Source organism: Escherichia sp. MOD1-EC6098, assembly GCF_002965865.1.
In the GTDB taxonomy this organism is placed as follows: domain Bacteria; phylum Pseudomonadota; class Gammaproteobacteria; order Enterobacterales; family Enterobacteriaceae; genus Escherichia; species Escherichia marmotae.
Genome location: NZ_PTSN01000014.1, coordinates 94,834 through 115,756 on the forward strand (window position 1 = coordinate 94,834; position 20,923 = coordinate 115,756).

At 50.4% G+C, this 20,923-nt stretch carries 20 protein-coding genes; 7 read left to right on the forward strand and 13 right to left on the reverse strand.

The genetic code is table 11. From position 1 onward, the window contains the following. Positions 1 to 367: 367 nt before the first annotated feature. The 10 genes from nth to blr all read right to left on the reverse strand — a co-directional run bounded on the left by nth (position 368) and on the right by blr (position 7,876). Entirely contained in the window at positions 368 to 1,003 is a 636-nt protein-coding gene (nth, locus tag C0K55_RS15515; RefSeq protein WP_105266075.1) for an endonuclease III, read from the reverse strand. Then, on the reverse strand, positions 1,003 to 1,698 hold the full coding sequence (gene rsxE / locus C0K55_RS15520) for an electron transport complex subunit RsxE (protein ID WP_001289639.1): 696 nt from the start codon (positions 1,696 to 1,698) through the stop codon (positions 1,003 to 1,005). The genes nth and rsxE overlap by 1 nt, the downstream gene beginning before the upstream one ends. 3 nt (positions 1,699 to 1,701) lie before the next feature. Next, positions 1,702 to 2,322, reverse strand: coding sequence for an electron transport complex subunit RsxG (gene rsxG, locus C0K55_RS15525; RefSeq protein ID WP_105266074.1), 621 nt, complete (start codon positions 2,320 to 2,322; stop codon positions 1,702 to 1,704). A 3-nt stretch (positions 2,323 to 2,325) separates the two neighbouring features. Then, the gene (gene rsxD / locus C0K55_RS15530; RefSeq protein ID WP_001516335.1) at positions 2,326 to 3,384 is read right to left on the reverse strand and encodes an electron transport complex subunit RsxD; all 1,059 of its coding nucleotides are present in this window, start codon (positions 3,382 to 3,384) and stop codon (positions 2,326 to 2,328) included. Next, positions 3,385 to 5,511 (reverse strand): electron transport complex subunit RsxC, encoded by a 2,127-nt coding sequence (rsxC, locus tag C0K55_RS15535; RefSeq protein WP_105266073.1) that lies wholly within the window; start codon positions 5,509 to 5,511, stop codon positions 3,385 to 3,387. Next, positions 5,504 to 6,082: an electron transport complex subunit RsxB gene (gene rsxB / locus C0K55_RS15540; protein ID WP_000991825.1), complete on the reverse strand. Its 579-nt coding sequence runs from the start codon at positions 6,080 to 6,082 to the stop codon at positions 5,504 to 5,506. Before rsxB ends, rsxC begins: the two co-directional genes overlap by 8 nt. Then, positions 6,082 to 6,663, reverse strand: coding sequence for an electron transport complex subunit RsxA (gene rsxA / locus C0K55_RS15545; protein WP_000133193.1), 582 nt, complete (start codon positions 6,661 to 6,663; stop codon positions 6,082 to 6,084). Before rsxA ends, rsxB begins: the two co-directional genes overlap by 1 nt. A gap of 76 nt (positions 6,664 to 6,739) precedes the next feature. Further along, entirely contained in the window at positions 6,740 to 7,180 is a 441-nt protein-coding gene (locus C0K55_RS15550) for a DUF2569 domain-containing protein (protein WP_001516338.1), read from the reverse strand. An 86-nt stretch (positions 7,181 to 7,266) separates the two neighbouring features. Beyond that, the gene (gene ydgT / locus C0K55_RS15555; RefSeq protein ID WP_000126621.1) at positions 7,267 to 7,482 is read right to left on the reverse strand and encodes a transcription modulator YdgT; all 216 of its coding nucleotides are present in this window, start codon (positions 7,480 to 7,482) and stop codon (positions 7,267 to 7,269) included. A 268-nt stretch (positions 7,483 to 7,750) separates the two neighbouring features. Beyond that, positions 7,751 to 7,876: a division septum protein Blr gene (gene blr, locus C0K55_RS15565; RefSeq protein ID WP_032141301.1), complete on the reverse strand. Its 126-nt coding sequence runs from the start codon at positions 7,874 to 7,876 to the stop codon at positions 7,751 to 7,753. Positions 7,877 to 8,116: 240 nt separating this feature from the next. Between blr and C0K55_RS15570 the strand changes: the two genes are divergently transcribed. Continuing rightward, positions 8,117 to 9,157 (forward strand): oxidoreductase, encoded by a 1,041-nt coding sequence (locus C0K55_RS15570; protein WP_001282501.1) that lies wholly within the window; start codon positions 8,117 to 8,119, stop codon positions 9,155 to 9,157. 96 nt (positions 9,158 to 9,253) lie between these two features. On the opposite strand, the gene add is transcribed toward C0K55_RS15570, so the two are convergent. The 3 genes from add to malX all read right to left on the reverse strand — a co-directional run bounded on the left by add (position 9,254) and on the right by malX (position 13,133). Further along, entirely contained in the window at positions 9,254 to 10,255 is a 1,002-nt protein-coding gene (gene add / locus C0K55_RS15575) for an adenosine deaminase (protein ID WP_000567479.1), read from the reverse strand. A gap of 103 nt (positions 10,256 to 10,358) precedes the next feature. Next, positions 10,359 to 11,531 (reverse strand): MalY/PatB family protein, encoded by a 1,173-nt coding sequence (locus C0K55_RS15580; protein ID WP_038354318.1) that lies wholly within the window; start codon positions 11,529 to 11,531, stop codon positions 10,359 to 10,361. A gap of 9 nt (positions 11,532 to 11,540) precedes the next feature. Beyond that, positions 11,541 to 13,133, reverse strand: a complete 1,593-nt coding sequence (gene malX / locus C0K55_RS15585) for a PTS maltose transporter subunit IICB (protein WP_001516340.1) — start codon at positions 13,131 to 13,133, stop codon at positions 11,541 to 11,543. A 174-nt stretch (positions 13,134 to 13,307) separates the two neighbouring features. Between malX and malI the strand changes: the two genes are divergently transcribed. The 6 genes from malI (at position 13,308) to uidC (ending at position 20,903) form a co-directional block, all read left to right on the forward strand. After that, positions 13,308 to 14,336, forward strand: a complete 1,029-nt coding sequence (malI, locus tag C0K55_RS15590) for a mal regulon transcriptional regulator MalI (RefSeq protein ID WP_001516341.1) — start codon at positions 13,308 to 13,310, stop codon at positions 14,334 to 14,336. Between the two features lie 113 nt (positions 14,337 to 14,449). Beyond that, on the forward strand, positions 14,450 to 15,217 hold the full coding sequence (hdhA, locus tag C0K55_RS15595) for a 7-alpha-hydroxysteroid dehydrogenase (RefSeq protein ID WP_000483368.1): 768 nt from the start codon (positions 14,450 to 14,452) through the stop codon (positions 15,215 to 15,217). A gap of 229 nt (positions 15,218 to 15,446) precedes the next feature. Next, positions 15,447 to 16,034, forward strand: a complete 588-nt coding sequence (gene uidR, locus C0K55_RS15600; RefSeq protein WP_000369704.1) for a DNA-binding transcriptional regulator UidR — start codon at positions 15,447 to 15,449, stop codon at positions 16,032 to 16,034. A gap of 383 nt (positions 16,035 to 16,417) precedes the next feature. Further along, positions 16,418 to 18,229, forward strand: coding sequence for a beta-glucuronidase (uidA, locus tag C0K55_RS15605; RefSeq protein ID WP_001516343.1), 1,812 nt, complete (start codon positions 16,418 to 16,420; stop codon positions 18,227 to 18,229). After that, a complete protein-coding gene (uidB, locus tag C0K55_RS15610) occupies positions 18,226 to 19,599 on the forward strand; it encodes a glucuronide transporter (RefSeq protein ID WP_001075870.1) in 1,374 nt (457 codons plus the stop codon). Before uidA ends, uidB begins: the two co-directional genes overlap by 4 nt. 38 nt (positions 19,600 to 19,637) lie before the next feature. Then, complete coding sequence (gene uidC, locus C0K55_RS15615) at positions 19,638 to 20,903, forward strand: glucuronide uptake porin UidC (protein ID WP_001516344.1); 1,266 nt, start codon at positions 19,638 to 19,640, stop codon at positions 20,901 to 20,903. Positions 20,904 to 20,923 lie beyond the last annotated feature (20 nt).

The window sequence follows — 20,923 nt, forward strand, 5'->3', positions numbered from 1 at the left end:
CTTGAGCCGGGTAATAATTCCTCTTTGGCGATATGTTCTGCTATAAGGTGTTTCATGTAGTGGGATAGTCCATTATCTGAAAAATAGCCAGTGTAATGTTTTGTAGGTTTCAGGTCGGATTGAATCAATGCTTTGTTAAATTTAACTTTTGAGGTGCATTATTTTTACATTTGTGTATCAGTGTGATTTCGATCACAAATGAATAGAAAATTTCGCTATTAAAAAAACAATTAACCTGCATTTTTGGTTATTCACAAACGGATTGCCTAATGATGCCGCAGCGAGGCGGCATCATTAACGTTAGAAAGTTGTTTTTGAAGAGGATGAGTAGCGGTAATGGATGAAGAAACGGCAGTACCTGTTTGTGTCAGATGTCAACTTTCTCTTTGTATTCACAAAGATCTTCAATAATGCAGGAGCCACAGCGCGGTTTGCGGGCAATGCAGGTATAACGCCCGTGAAGGATTAACCAGTGATGGCAGTCGACTTTAAATTCTGCAGGAACTACTTTTAGCAGTTTTTCCTCAACTTGTTCGACGTTTTTCCCGGGAGCAAATTGGGTGCGGTTGCAGACACGGAAAATGTGGGTATCTACAGCAATGGTCGGCCAGCCGAAAGCGGTATTCAACACCACGTTAGCTGTTTTGCGTCCAACGCCGGGCAATGCTTCCAGCGCAGCGCGATCTTCCGGAACTTCGCCATTATGCTGCTCCAGTAAGATACGGCAGGTCTTGATGATATTTTCCGCTTTGCTGTTATATAACCCAATGGTTTTGATATACGGTTTCACGCCTTCAACACCCAGTTCGAGCATCGCGGCAGGCGTATTGGCTACCGGGTAGAGCTTCGCTGTTGCTTTATTAACGCTGACATCAGTGGCCTGGGCAGAAAGTAGTACAGCAATCAGCAATTCAAAAGGCGAACTGAAATTAAGCTCGGTTGTGGGATGAGGATTGTTCTCACGCAGGCGGGTGAGGATCTCCAGTCGTTTTGCTTTGTTCATCAGACATTCCCTGTTTCACCGTTTTGCAACTCGCGTTCAGCGGCTGCTTCAGTGCGGCGCTTTTTCATTTTTTCATCAATCAGGTATTTTCCTGCCAGCATCAGTCCCAGGCCAATAAATGCCCCTGGTGGTAACATTGCGAGCAGGAAAGGGGAATCAGTGTGGAAGATCTCCACGCGCAATACTTTTGCCCAGTTACCCAACAGCGCATCGGCACCGTCAAATAACGTTCCGTTGCCGATAATTTCGCGCAGTGAACCCAGCACGAACATTGCGCAGGTTGCACCCATGCCAATCGAAAAGCCGTCCAGCGCCGAAAGCGCCGGACCTTTTTTTGCAGCGAAGGCTTCAGCGCGACCAACAACGATACAGTTAGTGACAATCAGCGGAATAAAAATTCCTAACGATTGATACAGACCAAAGGCGTAGGCGTTGATCAGCATTTGTACGGCACTGACCACCGAGGCGATGATCATCACGTAAATAGGAATACGGATCTCGGCTGGCGTCCAGTGACGCAGCGTCGAGATAGTCAGGTTGGTGAGAGTCAACACCAGCGTAGTCGCAAGCCCTAAACCCAGTGCGTTGGTGGCAGTTGACGTGACTGCCAGCAGCGGGCAGAGACCGAGCAACTGAACCAGTGCGGAGTTGTTCTTCCATAACCCCTGAACAATAACGTCTTTAATTTCGCTCACGGTCTATTCTCCACAGGCAGGAAGTTGAGAAAGTTGTTCTGGTAACGTTTGGGCGTACAACCCGGCGCGTTTTACCGCATTCACCACCGCGCGAGGCGTAATGGTCGCGCCGGTGAACTGGTCGAAATCACCGCCATCTTTCTTTACCGCCCAGTGAGCGTCATTTGCGGTGCTGATTTTTTTACCCGCAAAATGAGTGATCCAGTCAGAGAGGCGCAGTTCGATTTTATCGCCAAGCCCTGGCGTTTCGTGATGTTCTGGCACGCGTGTGCCAAGTACAGTGCCGTTAAAATCGGCTCCGACCAGTAGCTGAATCGCGCCTGAATAGCCATCCGGCGCAGTCGCTTCCAGAACGGCAGCTACCGGCTGGCCATCCTGTTTAGCGATGTAAACCCGATGTTCACCTTTACCCAGCTCAGGCGCATTCACTAAATAGCAACTTTGTGCCAGCTCATTGTTATAGCGTTCGGCTGGCAACACCTGATCAAATAACGTCTTTTGTTGCAGGCTGGCCTGTTCAGCAATCGTCGTTTTGGTCATCTGGTTGATGGCCGCCGTTAAACCTGTTGAACCGGCGGCAAACAGTGCCAGCGTAATACCGTGTTTTCGGATAGTTTTCAGCATGGTTTATCCTTTGCGATGGCCGTAAACGCGCGGACGCGTATAGTAATCGATCAGAGGAACCGTGATGTTCGCCAGCAGGACAGCAAAAGCCACGCCGTCAGGATAGCCGCCGAAACTGCGGATCAACCAGACTAATAAGCCCGCCAGTGCGCCAAAAATCAGACGACCACGATTAGTCGTAGAAGCGGTCACCGGATCGGTCAGAATAAAGAATGCGCCAAGCATGGTCGCGCCAGACAGCAGATGAATTTGCGGTGATGCCAGCGTCTCCGGTGAGAACAACCAGCCCAGCGTTGCGCATAGCGCCAGCGTCACTAAAAAGCTGACGGGAATATGCCAGCGAATCGCTTTCTGCCATAGCAACCACACGCCGCCAACCAGCCAGGCGAGGTTTACCCATTGCCAGCCAGCGCCTGCCAGAATACCGCTGTAGATCGGATACTGCATAATTTGCTCAACTGAATGACCGGCGCGGACAGAGGTTTTGAACGTATCCAGCGGCGTCGCTTGGCTGATACCATCAATGCCTAAGCGTAGCGTGTTCATATCACCGCCGCTGACGGTATGGCCGCTGAAGATAACCTGCACAGCGTCGATAAATCCAGGGATGTTGACCGCAATCTCATGCGGCGGCAACCAACTGGTCATCTGTACCGGGAAGGAGATCAGTAATACTACATAACCAATCATTGCAGGGTTGAATGGGTTTTGCCCCAGACCGCCATACAACTGTTTAGCGATGATCACCGCAAACACCGTACCCAGCACGACCATCCACCACGGCGCGAGAGGTGGAATACTTACCGCCAACAATAAGCCTGTTAGTAATGCTGAGTTATCTTTCAACGTTGCGGCTACTGACTGCTTGCGCAGCTTAAGCACAAGCGCTTCGGCTAACAATGCACTGACCGATGCCAGCAGGATCTGAACGAGAGTGCCCCAGCCAAAAAACCACAGTTGTGCCGCGATTCCAGGCACGGCTGCGAGCAGTACCAGCAGCATAATGCGCGATGTCTGGCGCTGGTTATGGGTATATGGGGAGCTAGCTATTCTGAATACCATTTAGTCCTCGTTTACAACCTTTTGCTGGGCGGCTTTTTTTGCCTGAACGCGGGCAATAGCCGCGGCAACTGCCGCTTTACGCGGATCAACCTGTTCTTCCGGCTCGGCGTTAGTCTGCTGCTGTTCCAGTTTTCGTGCTTTGGCACGAGCAATAGCGGCCTCGACGGCAGCTTTACGCGGATCAACCTGTTCTTCCGGCTCGGCGTTAGCCTGCTGCTGTTCCAGTTTACGCGCTTTGGCACGGGCAATAGCGGCCTCGACGGCAGCTTTACGCGGATCAACCTGTTCTTCTGACTCGGCGTTAGCCTGCTGCTGTTCCAGTTTGCGTGCTTTGGCGCGGGCAATAGCGGCCTCGACGGCGGCTTTGCGCGGATCAACCTGTTCTTCCGGCTCGGCGTTAGCCTGCTGCTGTTCCAGTTTGCGTGCTTTGGCGCGGGCAATAGCGGCCTCGACGGCAGCCTTGCGCGGATCAGCAACGGTTGTTGCGTCGTTGATCTGTTGTAATTCTGCCTGCTTCGCTCTGGCTTGCGCTTTACGCGCTTCCCGTGCTGCAATAATTGCGCTGTTATCCGGACGTTCGCCAGCTTTGATCACAATAGGCTGCGTGGCCTGGGCCTGCTTCTCTTTCACACGTGCCAGTGCGGCAGCAATCGCGTCTTTGTCTTTGGCTGCAGGTTGTACCGCCGCGCTCTTATGTCGTTCAAGACGCGCGGCTTTTTCGCGCTCCAGACGTGCCTGACGGGCTTCAAAACGCGCTTTTGCTTCTGCGGCGCGTTTCTCTTCCTGACGAATGGCGGCAATTTCTGCTTTTTCCTGACGGAAATATTGCACCAGTGGAATGTTGCTCGGGCAAACCCAGGCGCAGGCCCCACATTCAATACAGTCGGCAATGTTGTGCGCGGTGGCTTTATCGTGCTGCTGACCTTTGCTGAACCAGTACAACTGTTGCGGCAGAAGATCGGCAGGGCAGGCGTCAGCACAGGCGCTACAGCGGATGCAGCTTTGTTCTTCCTGCGGTTCACCGAGTTCACTGGCCGACGGCGCCAGCAGGCAGTTAGTGATTTTGACGACCGGCACATCCAGCCACGGCAATGTAAAGCCCATTAGCGGGCCGCCCATAATCACCATTTGATCAGCAGAAGGACGGAATCCGGCATCATCCAATAAATGACGCACAGGTGTACCCAGTCGCGCCCAGACGTTGCCCGGACGTGCAATGGCTTCACCAGTCAGCGTCACCACGCGCTCGGTAATGGGCTCGCCATCGATAACTGCGCGTTTCACCGCGTAAGCGGTGCCGACGTTTTGCATTAACACACCGATATCTGATGAACGGCCGCCGTGTGGCACCTGCTTCCCGGTCAGGATGTAGGTTAACTGTTTGGCACCGCCGGAAGGATATTTAGTTGGAATAACCCGTAGAGCGATATCGCGGGAGTCTGCCAGCACTGCGCGCAGCATGGAAATCGCCTGTGGTTTGTTATCTTCAATACCGATAAGAATTTCGCGCGGTTGTAGGATATGCGCAAGAATGCGAATGCCTTCCACCACCTGAGCAGCGCAATCCTGCATCAGACGGTCATCGGCGGTAATATACGGTTCGCACTCGGCAGCATTGATAATCAAGGTTTCGATTTTATCGCCGCCACCCTGCAATTTAACACCCGTAGGGAAGCCCGCCCCCCCCAGCCCGGCGACGCCAAACTGATGAATACGTTCAATTAACTCTTCCCGGCTACGTGAGCGGTAATCGCTCCAGCCGTCACGTGGGATCCAGCAGTCTTCACCATCAGCATCAATAATCACGCTTAACTCAGCTAATGCTGAAGGATGAGCCGTAGAGTGGGGGGCAATAGCTGTAACGGTGCCGGAGGTTGGTGCGTGAACCGGCAGCATTTTGCCGCGACCGCGAGTGAGTGGCTGACCGCGCAGCACTTTATCCCCGACGCTAACACACAGCTCACCTTCAGCGCCAATATGTTGCTTCAGCGGAATGACAAATCGCTGCGCCAGTGGCACCTGGCGTAGAGGCGTACCGTTGGACTGGGTTTTCATTTCCGGTGGATGAATACCGCCGTTGAAGTCCCAGATTTTATTTTTTTTGAAAGCAGAAAATAACTTAAACATGGTGTTCCACGGGAATGATGCGCACGGGAATGGTGTTCAGATCCCATTTCCAGGAGTCAGGCGTTTCTGCGACCGGTTGTAAGGAGATGCAGTGTGTAGGGCATGGGTCAACGCAAAGATTGCAGCCCGTGCACAGATCGCTCATCACTGTATGCATTGCGCGGGTAGCGCCAACAATGGCGTCTACCGGACACGCCTGAATGCACTTAGTGCAGCCAATACAGTTATTTTCATCAATAACTGCCACCATGCGCGCAGGCGTCAACTCTTGCGCTTCGCCATCCAGCGGCTGTGGCTCGACATTAAGCAACTCGGCAATTTTCAACATCACAGCTTCGCCACCAGGTGCGCAGCGGTTGATTTTTTCGCCATTACAACTGATGGCTTCCGCATACGGACGACAGCCTGGATAACCGCACTGACCACACTGGCTTTGCGGTAAAATTTCGTCAATTTTCTCAACGACCGGATCGTCTTCCACCGCAAAACGGCGGGAGGCATAACCCAGAATGGCGCCAAACACCAGGCCCAGCAGGCTCACGGCGGCAACGGCAATCCAGATAGCATTCATTACAACTTCACCAAACCACTAAAGCCCATAAAGGCCAGAGACATAAGACCCGCAGTAATCAGCGCAATGGCATTACCACGAAAAGGGGCCGGAACATCGGCCACAGCAAGACGTTCGCGAATGGCGGCAAAAAGCACCATCACCAGCGAGAAGCCGACAGCAGCAGAAAAACCGTACAGCGCCGACTGCAAGAAATTGTGCCCGAGGTTGATATTCAGCAACGCTACGCCGAGCACCGCACAGTTGGTGGTGATAAGCGGCAGAAAAATCCCGAGTAGCCGATAAAGTACCGGGCTGGTTTTACGCACCACCATCTCGGTGAACTGCACGACTACGGCAATCACCAGAATAAACGCCAGGGTGCGCAGATAAATCAGATTGAGTGGGATTAAAATCCACGTGTCGATAAGCCAGGCGCAAATAGACGCCAGCGTCATCACAAATGTTGTTGCCAGCCCCATGCCCATCGCGGTTTCCAGCTTTTTGGAAACCCCCATAAACGGACAGAGCCCCAGAAACTTGACCAGTACAAAGTTATTGACCAGTACAGTTCCGACAAACAGTAACAGGTAGTCAGTCATTTTTCGGCCTGAAATAAAAAAGCCGCCTATTATCCGTTAATCCAGAGCAGGCGACAACAGGTTAACTGTAAGGTTATTACGGATTCACAAACGTCGCTTTCACCCGCGACGAGCGTTTGAAATAGGGGACGATCAATGCAGTTGCCAACAAAGTAAACAGCAACTGGCGAACGGCTACACCATCTTCAACCGGAGAAAACGCGAAGGCTTTAACTGCCAGTAATACGGAAATCAGTAGCCAGATAATATAATGTTTAGGAACACAACGCCGACGTTTAAAGAAAGCGATGGTTAACCACAGTGTGTAATACCACATAGCGATGGCGGTAATAAACGAAACGCCCCATGAGATTTGCGTTGTCAGGGATTGTTCGCTGAGCGTTTTAAATGTTTGAGGAGAAGATAACGCTGCGGAGTACAGCAACAGCGCCAGCGTCGTACTCAGTAAGGCAACTAACAGCCAGGCTAACGGGCCAAGCAACCAGCCTCCAATACGTTGTGGCGTTGTGGTGGTCATAAGTTCTCCAGAATAGCGACAGCAAACGGGCAAATCTAATTTTAGGGGCGTCATTATAAAGCTTTTATAACCGATCGCTACTTTCTTTATTGAACGTAGTGCCAGACCGATTTCGGAACCTGTCCGAGGTCAAACAAACGCCCGCCAGAAACCAGCTCTGCTCGGCGGTGATCGGCTGCACGATACATATTTATAATATCCTGATCGTCCGTCAGGGTGTAATTAAGATGATCGTAGAGTTTTTCCAGGCTTTCGAGTGAATTGATTTTACGAAATTTTAATAAGTATTCCTGAGCTGTCATAAAAGATCCATTAAATAACTAATACCAAAGTGGTAGGCATTATATGTAATGATAAAATCTCACCATAGGTGAACGTTAAAGCAATAATAAGAATGTGCTGATGGCAAATAATTCTGGGATGAAATACTGCTAATAAAAGAGTAACGCGCTTTACTATCCCTGACAATCGTCAACAACACCGTGCAAAATAATAAATTCCTGGTTTAAATACCCGACAAGTCAAAACATGCACCCGGACGGGCTGCATGTTGCCCTGCAAACGCAGAGATTACTTGTGTTGTACCGGAGTACTCTGTTCAGGCGGCTGGTAGTTGTCAATGTGACTCGCCACGCCAAGAAGAATGACTGAAACGATAAGAACGATCCAACCTGTTAATTCAATAAGACGATTCATTACTGCCCACATCTATGTTGATTGATCCATTAACTAAGGCCGTAAATGTTACTTAGCAATAATTGCTCCAGCAAGATTTTTACTGATGTTTTTGCGATATTTATCTTTTGCCTTCAGAAAATTCGCTCTTTTTTTGACTTAAGTTAAATAACCCCCCGTATTGCAGGCAGGTTATTAAACTGTTGAGAGAGGGTAAAGGATAGTGTCAAATAGCATCATACTTCAATGAGAGGCAATGACATGAGCGACAACATCCGTGTTGGGTTGATTGGGTACGGTTATGCGAGCAAAACCTTCCATGCTCCCCTGATTGCGGGCACGCCCGGGCTGGAGCTGGCGGTGATCTCCAGCAGTGACGAAACAAAAGTGAAGGCTGATTGGCCAACAGTTACGGTTGTCTCTGAACCGAAGCATCTCTTTAATGATCCTAATATTGACCTGATTGTCATTCCTACGCCCAACGATACCCATTTTCCGTTAGCAAAAGCGGCACTGGAAGCGGGTAAACATGTGGTTGTTGATAAGCCTTTCACCGTGACACTGTCACAAGCACGGGAGCTGGATGCTCTGGCAAAGAGTCTTGGGCGCGTGTTGTCAGTGTTTCATAACCGTCGCTGGGATAGCGATTTCCTGACGCTAAAAGGTTTGCTCGCGGAAGGCTTGCTGGGGGAAGTGGCTTACTTTGAGTCTCATTTCGACCGCTTCCGTCCACAGGTGCGCGATCGCTGGCGTGAACAGGGCGGCCCCGGTAGCGGTATCTGGTACGATTTAGCGCCGCATTTGCTCGATCAGGCTATTACGCTGTTTGGCTTACCCGTCAGCATGACCGTAGATTTAGCACAGTTACGCCCGGGAGCGCAGTCGACAGATTATTTCCACGCCATTTTGTCCTACCCACAGCGGCGGGTCATTTTACACGGCACTATGTTGGCGGCAGCAGAGTCGGCACGCTATATCGTTCATGGTTCTCGCGGCAGCTACGTTAAGTATGGACTCGATCCACAGGAAGAGCGGCTGAAAAATGGCGAACGTTTGCCGCAGGAAGATTGGGGCTATGATATGCGTGACGGCGTACTTACCCGTGTTGAAGGTGAGGAACGCGTCGAAGAAACACTGCTGACGGTGCCGGGAAATTATCCGGCTTACTACGCTGCTATTCGTGATGCGTTGAATGGTGACGGAGAAAATCCGGTGCCGGCAAGTCAGGCGATTCAGGTGATGGAACTCATTGAACTTGGTATCGAATCCGCCAAACATCGCGCGACGCTGTGCCTGGCGTGATAATCGATTTTTGGAGCCGGATAAAGCGACTACACTGCATCCGGCGATGAATTCAAATGCCTGATACGACGCTTACGCGCCTTATCAGGCATGTTCTTACTTCGCAGTCACTTTTTCTCTCAGAGCACGTTTCTCATCGGCGCTCAAAAACGCCATTTCCAGACCGTTAATCTGCGCCTGGCGAATTTGCTCGCGAGATAAACCCGCAGCGGGTGCGGCGACGGTATATTCGTGAATGATATCTACGCCCTGAACCCCCGGATCATCAGTGTTAATGCTGGCGCAAATACCATGCTCAAGGAACGTTTTCAGTGGATGTGCCACCAGAGAGGCTACGGTACTGGTCTGAATATTTGAGGTCAGACAGGATTCAATACCAATTTGCTGTTCGGCAAGAAAATCCATCAGCGCCCGATCTTCAATGGCTTTTACGCCATGTCCAATACGTTCCGCCCCCAGTTCACGAATAGCCTGCCAGATGCTTTCCGAGCCAGCAGCTTCACCTGCATGAACAGTAATATGCCAACCCGCATCACGTGCGCGATTGAAGTGAGAAAGGAACAGACTCCCCGGGAAACCAAGTTCATCACCGGCTAAATCCAGCGCGGTAATCTGGTCACGGTGGGCTAAAAATGCCTCCAGTTCTTGCTGGCAGGCGGCTTCGCCAAAGGTTCGACTCATAATGCCGATAAGATTCGCCTGCACACCAAAAGTGCGGCAACCTTCACGCACGCCATCAATGACGGCTTCAACCACGCCCGCAACAGGCAACTGATGCGTCATCGCCATGTAGCCTGGCGAAAAACGTAGTTCGACATAGTGCAGGCCGTTTCGAGCGGCATCTTCAATATTTTCAAATGCCACGCGACGGCAGGCATCAAGAGAAGCGAGAACTTTAACGCCCCAGTCAAGTTTGCTCAGGAAGCTGACCAGATCGGGTTCGTTGGCGATGACCTGAACGTGGGGGATCAGCGTTTCCAGCGATTGTGCAGGAAGTGAAATATTATACTGGCGGCCAAGTTCAAGGATGGTCTGGGGACGAATGTTGCCATCAAGGTGGCGATGGATATCAGTTAATGGCAGGGTGGTATCAATCATGGTCGCACTCTTTTTCTGGATATAAAAGTGCGCACCATTATAAAAACAAAGCAGGGTAAAAATCTACGATTGCGCAACGATTATTTGCGTTGCGCAATCGCAATCAACGTACAGTGCGGATGGCGTTAATTAATCCGGCGACACCTTTTTCCAGTTTCGAACGAGGGCATCCGGCATTGAGACGAACAAAGCCACGGCCTTCTTCGCCGTAGGTATATCCCGGCATGATCGCCACTTTTTCTTGCTCAATCAGGACTTTTTTCAGTGCATTGTCATCAATGTTCAGAGGCCGTAAATCAAGCCAGGCGAGATAAGTGGATTGTGGGGGCTGCCAGTTGAGTTCCGGGAACGCGGCGTTCATTGTATTGGCGATATACCTCAGATTGTCTTTCAGATAGACACGTAAGGCATCCAGCCACGCTGCGCCTTGCTGATAGGCGGCGATATGTGCTGTTAATGCCAGTACAGAAGGGGAGGAAAGCCCATCACGACCTTTCAGTGCTGATAAATACGTCTCGCGGCTCTCGCTGTTTTCAATGATACCGTAAGCTCCGGTCAGGGCAGGAATATTGAAACTTTTCGAACCAGAAGTCAGCAGCGCCCAGTCTCCGCGCGCCACGTTGCTCCAGGGAATATGTGGTTGCTCATCCCATACCATATCCATATGGATTTCATCGGAGATAACGCGTACACCATAGCGTTCGCAAAGGTCTGCCATTATCTCCAGTTCATCGCAAGTCCAGACTTTACCCGTGGGGTTCTGCGGGCTACACAGGAGCATAATTTTACATTCTGGTTTCGCCAGTACAGCTTCCAGTTTTGCCATATTGCAAAACCAACCGTCCTCCCGCTTCTCTAAAGCAACGGGCATCACGGTGCGCTGATTACCTTCAATGGCTTTGTAAAATGCGTCGTAAGCGGGGGTATGGATCATCACGCCTTCACCGACGGCAGACCACTGGCGAATCAATTCCGACACCATATAGATAACAGAAGGGCCATAAACCACCGACTGCGTATCAATAGCGGTGTTATGTTGGGTGGAAAACCAGTGGGCAATTGCCGCGAGAAACTCATCGTTTTTCCAGCGGCTGTAGCCAAACACACCGTGCATCAGGCGCTGATTCAGCGCCTCGATAATGCAGGGTGCGGTGGCAAAATCCATGTCTGAAATCGTGAACGGCAGCAGATCCGCAGAGCCGAAACGGTCAGCGACATAGTCCCATTGTGTACACCATGTTCCATGACGATCCACGACCTTTGAAAAATCGAACATATTTTATCCTTATGCCTGAACAGTGCGCATCAAACCGGCCATTTCATCTTTTACCGATTGAACTTGCGGCCCAATAACAACCTGCAGGTTATGTTGATTCAATTGAACTACGCCAATTGCCCGATTGTCCTTCAGCGCCTGCACATTCACAAGCGACATATCTTTCACAGACAAACGCAGGCGAGTAATACAGTTATCAAGGCTGACAATATTGTCGGCACCACCCAGGGCTTCGAGGATTGCCGGAACGTTGTAACCTGATTTACCGGGCGTACCGACAACGGCTTTTTCGATTGAGCTGGCGATTTCACTGTCGCGCCCCGGTGTTTTCAGATTGAAGCGGGTGATAGCGAAACGGAAGATGACGTAGTAAACAACAAACCAAATTGCCGCCACCACTGGCACCATGTACCACTTAGTCGACAGACCATGCAAAATACCGAATACCACAAAGTCGATGATATTACCGTCGGTATTACCGATGGTGACACCGAGAACGGACATGACAGTGAAGCCGAGGCCGGTTAACAGTGCGTGGATGACATACAGGACTGGCGCAACGAACAGGAACAGGAACTCCAGCGGTTCTGTGGTGCCGCCAACGACACAGGCGATCAGGCCAGAAATCAGCAGGCCTTTAATTTTATGGCGATTTTCCGGGCGTGCGCAGTGATACATGGCTAATGCCGCACCAGGCAGGCCGCCGAGGAAGGCAGGCATTTTTCCCTGGGAGAGGAAACGCGTAGCGCTTTCAGAGAAACCGTGTGTGGTCGGGCAGCTTAATTGCGCCTGGAAGATAGTCAGCGCGCCGCTTACGGTTTGACCGCAGACTTCCTGCGTGCCGCCCGCATCAGTAAAGCGAATTAATGCCACCAGAATGTGATGCAGACCAAACGGCAACAGCAGACGTTCGCCAGTACCAAACAGCATCGGTCCGAAATCGCCTGCGCTATTGATCATATGACCTAATCCACTAATGCCCATAGCAAATATCGGCCAGACTAACGGAATTACCAGACCGACAAGTCCCATCACCAGTGAGGAGATAATGGGCACGAAGCGGGTGCCGCCGAAGAACGCCAGCGCATCTGGCAGGCGGATATTATGGAAACGCTCATGCAGCATCCAGACAATGATACCGGCGATCACTGCACCGAGGATCCCGGTGTCGATCGACTGGATCCCAAGAATACTCTGGATATTATTGGCTTTCAGAACGGCTGCATCGGTGGTTGGTAGAATGCCTTTATTGGTCAACCAGAAGTTAACCGCAAGGTTCATGACCGCGTAACCGACAAAACCCGCGAATGCTGCAACACCTTTGTTTTCACGCGCCAGCCCGAGTGGGATTGCAATACAGAACATCACTGGCAGAAAGCTAAAAGCAAACGAGCCAACCTTACTCATCCAGGTAAAGATGGCCTGCAACACGGGGTTACCCAATGCCGGGATTAGGGTGATGACATCGTGGCTGCTAAGGGAACTGCCAATTCCGAGCATAATGCCGCAGAACGACAATAACGCCACGGGTAACATAAAGGTTTTGCCTAACTGCTGGAAGAATTCCCACAGCGTGACTTTCGGTGCTGCTTTCGCCGTCATAAAACGACTCCTTGTTGAGAACAGTCTGGATTCAATAAATTGCGCGAGAAGATAAAACGTTTTATCAAATTTTAGTGAGGCATAAATCACATTACGCAACGATAATAGCGGGTATAAGATAAATTAAAGGTAAAACGTTTTATCTGTCACATAATCAGGGAGTAGGTCATCTGCATGGCTACCGCCAAAAAAATCACCATTCATGATGTTGCGCTGGCTGCGGGCGTGTCAGTCAGTACCGTTTCGCTGGTGCTTAGTGGCAAAGGGCGAATATCTGCCGCCACGGGAGAACGGGTTAACGCGGCCATTGAAGAGTTAGGCTTTGTGCGAAATCGCCAGGCATCTGCGCTGCGCGGCGGGCAGAGTGGCGTAATTGGCTTAATTGTGCGCGACTTATCTTCGCCGTTTTACGCTGAATTAACGGCCGGGCTGACAGAGGCACTGGAAGCACAGGGGCGGATGGTTTTTTTGCTCCACGGCGGTAAAGATGGCGAGCAACTGGCCCAGCGATTTTCACTGCTACTGAATCAGGGTGTCGATGGTGTGGTGATTGCCGGTGCGGCAGGAAGCAGTGATGACCTGCGGCGCATGGCAGAAGAAAAAGACATCCCGGTGATTTTTGCATCCCGTGCCAGCTATCTTGAAGATGTGGATACTGTTCGCCCGGATAACATGCAGGCAGCGCAGTTATTGACGGAACACCTTATTCGCAATGGGCATCAGCGTATCGCCTGGCTGGGAGGGCAAAGTTCCTCTTTAACCCGCGCGGAACGAGTGGGTGGATATTGCGCAACACTATTAAAATTTGGTCTGCCGTTTCACAGCGATTGGGTACTGGAATGTTCTTCCAGCCAGAAGCTGGCTGCGGAAGCTATAACGGCGCTTTTGCGCCATAACCCGACCATCAGCGCGGTGGTGTGCTACAACGAAACCATTGCGATGGGCGCGTGGTTTGGTTTACTGAAAGCAGGGCGGCAAAGCGGCGAAAGCGGGGTCGATCGTTATTTTGAGCAACAGGTTTCATTAGCGGCATTTACTGATGTAACGCAAACTGCTCTTGATGATTTTCCGATTGTCTGGGCCTGCACACCTGCGCGGGAACTGGGCTTTACGCTTGCCGATCGCATGATGCAAAAAATCAGTCACGAAGAGAATCACTCTCGAAATCTGATTATCCCCGCGCGGCTCATTACGGCGAAATAATCTCTCTTTATCTGCTATACCTGGTAGTGTCTTTTCCCCGAGGTTAATGATAAAAAATGTGGCACACAGGCGGTGCCTTTTAATTTATTTACTGAAGTTCACAGGAGGTTTATGTGTTTAATTCTGACAACCTGAGACTCGACGGAAAATGCGCCATCATCACCGGTGCGGGTGCTGGTATTGGTAAAGAAATTGCCATTACATTCGCGACAGCAGGTGCATCTGTGGTGGTCAGTGATATTAATGCCGATGCAGCAAATCATGTTGTTGATGAGATTCAACAGCTTGGTGGACAGGCATTTGCCTGGCGTTGTGATATTACTTCCGAACAGGAATTATCTGCTCTGGCAGACTTTGCCATCAGTAAGTTGGGCAAAGTGGATATTCTGGTTAACAACGCGGGTGGCGGTGGTCCTAAACCGTTTGATATGCCAATGGCGGATTTCCGCCGCGCTTATGAACTGAATGTGTTTTCTTTTTTCCATCTGTCACAACTCATTGCGCCAGAAATGGAAAAAAATGGCGGAGGTGTTATTCTGACTATCACTTCTATGGCTGCAGAAAATAAAAATAAAAACATGACTTCCTATGCGTCATCTAAAGCTGCGGCCAGTCATCTGGTGAGAAATATGGCATTTGATCTGGGTGAAAAAAATATTCGGGTGAATGGCATTGCGCCGGGGGCAATATTAACTGATGCTCTAAAATCCGTTATTACGCCAGAAATTGAACAAAAAATGTTGCAGCACACGCCAATCAGACGTCTGGGTCAACCGCAAGATATTGCTAACGCGGCGCTGTTTCTGTGTTCACCTGCTGCCAGTTGGATAAGCGGGCAAATACTCACCGTATCCGGCGGTGGGGTACAGGAGCTTAATTAATCGCTAGCAGGCCGGTAAACAACTGAGTGAGTGTTGTTTACCGGTACAGCGAGTTCAGCAGTGAAAAAACGCCAGAAAACTGGTAACCATGTTATGTTCATTGGTTGACCAATTATCGTGTGAATAGTAAACGAATCGGGTGTGCCTTCGCACTATTCAACAGCAATGATAGGCGCTCACCTGACAACGCGGTAAACTAGTTATTCATGCTAACTATATTGGTTTAACGATGGATAACATGCAGACTGAAGCACAACCGACACGGACCCGGATCCTCAATGCTGCCAGAGAGATTTTTTCAGAAAATGGATTTCACAGTGCCTCGATGAAAGCCATCTGTAAATCCTGCGGTATAAGTCCCGGGACGCTTTACCACCATTTCATTTCTAAAGAAGCCTTGATTCAGGCAATTATCCTCCAGGATCAGGAGAGGGCGCTGGCCCGCTTCCGGGACCCTATCGAAGGGATTCATTTTGTAGAATATATGGTCGAGTCGATAGTCTCCCTGACGCATGAAGCCTTTGCCCAGCGGGCGCTGGTGGTAGAGATTATGGCGGAAGGAATGCGCAATCCGCAGGTTGCCGCTATGCTCAGGAATAAGCATCTGACAATCACCGAATACATCGCCCAGCGTATGCGCGATGCCCAGCAAAAAGGTGAGATAAGTCCTGACATTAACACGGCGATGACCTCTCGTTTATTGCTGGATCTGACCTATGGCGTACTGGCCGACATCGAAGCCGAAGACCTGGCGGGTGACGCGTCATTTGCCCAGGGATTACGTGCGATGATTGGCGGTATTTTAACCGCATCCTGATATCTTCTTGCCGCGGGCCGGTGACCACTGCGCCCGCATTTAATGTCCTTAACAGCACCATACCAAAACGTTCTCGCCTGATCGCAAAATCCCGTTAACACATACACCACAATCATATGTCACGGAAATTTAGCGTTTTAAGCTACTCGAACGAGCGTTCGGTTGCTTATTTTGTAGCTTCTGTCAACGTTGTTTTAGAGATTAATGCGATCCATGTCACGCTGTGGGTATTGCAGTTTTTGGTTTTTTGATCGCGGTGTCAGTTCTTTTTATTTCCATTTCTCTTCCGTGGGTTTCTCACAGATAACTGTTTGCATTGCTTAATTGGTTAACTAATCAAATTAAAGGTTGACCAGTGTTTTTATCTTAATGAGGAGTCCCTTATGTTACGTCCTGTAGAAACCCCAACCCGTGAAATCAAAAAACTCGACGGTCTGTGGGCATTCAGCCTGGATCGCGAAAACTGTGGAAATGATCAGCGTTGGTGGGAAAGCACGTTGCAAGAGAGTCGGGCGATTGCCGTACCAGGCAGTTTTAACGATCAGTTTGCTGATGCGGATATTCGTAATTATGTGGGCAATGTCTGGTATCAGCGCGAAGTCTTTATACCCAAAGGTTGGGCGGGCCAGCGTATCGTGCTGCGTTTCGATGCGGTCACTCATTATGGCAAAGTGTGGGTTAATAATCAGGAAGTGATGGAGCATCAGGGCGGCTATACGCCGTTTGAAGCCGATGTGACTCCATATGTGATTGCCGGAAAAAGTGTGCGTATCACCGTTTGTGTGAACAATGAGCTGAACTGGCAGACTATCCCGCCGGGAATGGTGATTACCGACGAAAACGGCAAGAAAAAGCAGTCTTATTTCCATGATTTCTTTAACTACGCCGGGATCCACCGCAGCGTAATGCTCTATACCACGCCGAACACCTGGGTGGACGATATCACCGTGGTGACGCATGTAGCGCAAGACTGCAACCACGCTTCCATTGACTGGCAGGTGGTGGCCAATGGTGATATCAGCGTCGAACTGCGTGATGCTGATCAGCAGGTTGTCGCAGCCGGACAAGGTCACAGCGGAACCTTGCAAGTGGTGAACCCGAATCTCTGGCAACCCGGTGATGGGTATCTCTATGAACTGTGCGTCACCGCAAAAAGCCAGACAGAGTGCGACATCTATCCACTGCGCGTCGGTATCCGCTCGGTGGCAGTAAAGGGTGAACAGTTCCTGATCAACCACAAACCGTTCTACTTCACTGGCTTTGGTCGTCATGAAGATGCGGATTTGCGTGGCAAGGGATTCGATAACGTGCTGATGGTGCACGATCACGCATTGATGGACTGGATTGGTGCCAACTCTTACCGCACCTCGCATTACCCTTACGCTGAAGAGATGCTCGACTGGGCTGACGAACATGGCATTGTGGTGATTGATGAAACTGCCGCCGTCGGCTTTAACCTTTCTTTAGGAATTGGTTTCGAAGCGGGCAACAAACCGAAAGAACTGTACAGCGAAGAGGCGGTCAATGGGGAAACCCAGCAGGCGCACTTACAGGCGATTAAAGAACTGATTGCGCGTGACAAAAACCACCCAAGCGTGGTGATGTGGAGCATTGCCAATGAACCAGATACCCGCCCGCAAGGTGCCCGGGAATATTTCGCGCCACTGGCAGAAGCAACGCGTAAACTCGACCCGACACGACCGATCACCTGCGTCAATGTGATGTTCTGCGACGCTCACACCGATACCATCAGCGATCTCTTTGATGTGCTGTGTCTGAACCGTTATTACGGCTGGTATGTCCAAAGCGGCGATCTGGAGACGGCAGAAAAGGTACTGGAAAAAGAACTGCTTGCGTGGCAGGAGAAACTGCATCAGCCGATTATCATCACCGAATACGGGGTGGATACGTTAGCCGGTCTGCACTCGATGTACACCGATATGTGGAGTGAAGAGTATCAGTGCGCGTGGCTGGATATGTATCACCGCGTCTTTGACCGTGTTAGTGCTGTCGTTGGTGAACAGGTATGGAACTTCGCTGATTTTGCGACTTCGCAGGGCATTCTGCGCGTTGGCGGTAACAAGAAAGGGATTTTCACTCGTGACCGCAAACCAAAATCGGCGGCTTTCTCGCTGCAAAAACGCTGGACTGGCATGAATTTCGGTGAAAAACCGCAGCAGGGAGGCAAAAAATGAATCAACAACTCTCATGGCGCACCATCGTCGGCTACAGCCTCGGTGACGTTGCCAATAACTTCGCCTTCGCCATGGGGGCGCTCTTCCTGTTGAGTTACTACACCGACGTCGCTGGCGTCGGTGCCGCTGCGGCGGGCACCATGCTATTACTGGTGCGGGTATTCGATGCTTTTGCTGACGTCTTCGCCGGACGGGTGGTAGACAGCGTAAATACCCGTTGGGGCAAATTCCGCCCCTTCTTGCTGTTCGGCACTGCACCGTTAATGATCTTCAGCGTGCTGGTTTTCTGGGTGCCGACCGACTGGAGTCATAGCAGCAAAGTGGTGTATGCATATTTGACTTATATGGGGCTGGGGCTTTGTTACAGCCTGGTCAATATACCTTATGGCTCACTGGCAACTGCCATGACCCAACAACCACAATCCCGCGCCCGTCTGGGCGCGGCTCGCGGGATTGCCGCTTCGCTGACCTTTGTCTGCCTGGCTTTTCTGATTGGCCCGAGCATTAAGCACTCCAGCCCGGAGGAGATGGTGTCGGTATACCATTTCTGGACGATTACCCTGGCGATTGCCGGGATGGTGCTTTACTTCATTTGCTTTAAATCGACGCGCGAGAATGTAGTGCGTATCGTGGCGCAGCCGTCATTGAAGATCAGCCTGCAAACGCTGAAACGGAATCGTCCGCTGTTTATGTTGTGCATTGGCGCGCTATGCGTGCTGATCTCGACCTTCGCGGTCAGTGCTTCGTCGTTGTTCTACGTGCGCTATGTACTGAATGATGCCGGGTTGTTTACTGTGCTGGTGTTGGTGCAAAACCTGGTCGGCACAGTGGCATCGGCACCGCTGGTGCCGGGAATGGTTGCCAGAATCGGTAAAAAGAATACCTTCCTGATTGGCGCTCTGCTGGGAACTTGTGGTTATTTGCTGTTCTTCTGGGTTTCAGTCTGGTCGCTGCCGGTGGCACTGATCGCGTTAGCCATCGCTTCAGTGGGTCAGGGCGTTACCATGACGGTGATGTGGGCGCTGGAGGCCGATACTGTAGAATATGGTGAATACCTGACCGGTGTACGCATTGAAGGGCTTACCTATTCATTATTCTCATTTACCCGAAAATGTGGACAGGCAATAGGGGGTTCAATTCCCGCCTTTATTTTGGGATTAAGCGGATATATTGCGAATCAGGCACAAACGCCGGAAGTTATTATGGGGATCCGCACATCAATTGCCTTAGTCCCTTGCGGATTTATGCTACTGGCATTCGTTATAATTTGGTTTTATCCGCTGACTGATAAAAAATTCAAAGAAATTGTGGTCGAAATTGATAATCGTAAAAAAATGCAGCAGCAATTAATCAGCGATATCACTAATTAATATCTTATAAAAATAATCAGAACATCAAAGGTGCAACTATGAGAAAAATAGTGGCCATGGCCGTTATTTCCCTGACGGCTGCCTCTGGCCTTACCTCCGCTTACGCTGCACAACTGGCTGACGATGAAGCGGGACTACGAATCAGACTGAAAAATGAATTGCGCCGGGCTGACAAGCCCAGTGCTGGCGCGGGAAGAGATATTTACGCATGGGTGCAAGGAGGATTGCTCGATTTTAATAGCGGTTATTACGCTAATATTATTGGCGTCGAAGGTGGAGCCTATTATGTTTATAAATTAGGTGCTCGTGCTGATATGAGTACCCGATGGTATCTTGATGGCGATAAAAGTTTTGGCTATGCATTGGGTGCGGTAAAAATAAAACCGAGTGAAAAGAGTTTACTTAAATTAGGTCGTTTCGGGACAGATTATAGTTATGGTAGTTTACCTTATCGTATTCCGTTAATTGCTGGCAGTTCGCAACGTACATTACCGACCGTTTCTGAAGGAGCATTAGGTTATTGGGCTTTAACGCCCAATATTGAACTGTGGGGAATGTGGCGCTCCCGGGTATTTTTATGGACTGATTCAACAACCGGTATCCGTGATGAAGGTGTTTATAACAGCCAGACCGGAAAATACGATAAACATCGCGCTCGTTCTTTTTTAGCTGCCAGTTGGCATGATGATACCAGCCGTTATTCTTTGGGGGCATCGGCACAGAAAGATGTTTCTAATCAGCTACAAACTATTTTTGAGAAAAGCATTTCGCTCGCCCAGGATTATGCGCTGAAAGGGGAGTTGCTCGGCTTTTATGCGCAACTGGAAGGCTTAAGTCGTAACACCAACCAGCCCAATGAAACGGCGCTGGTTAGCGGCCAACTGACGTGGAGCGCGCCGTGGGGAAGCGTGTTTGGTAGCGGTGGTTATCTGCGTCATGCGATGAACGGAGCCGTGGTGGACACCGATATTGGTTATCCTTTCTCGTTAAGTCTTGATCGTAACCGGGAAGGTATGCAGTCCTGGCAATTGGGTGTCAATTATCGTTTAACCCCGCAATTTACGCTGACATTGGCACCGATTGTGACTCGCGGCTATGAATCCAGTAAACGAGATGTGCGGATTGAAGGCGCAGGTATCTTAGGCGGTATGAACTATCGGGTCAGCGAAGGGCCGCTACAAGGGATGAATTTCTTTCTTGCAGCCGATAAAGGACGGGAAAAGCGCGATGGTAGTACGCTGGGCAATCGCCTGAATTACTGGGATGTGAAAATGAGTATTCAGTATGACTTTATGTTGAAGTGAAAAAACGCCGGAGAGAAAAC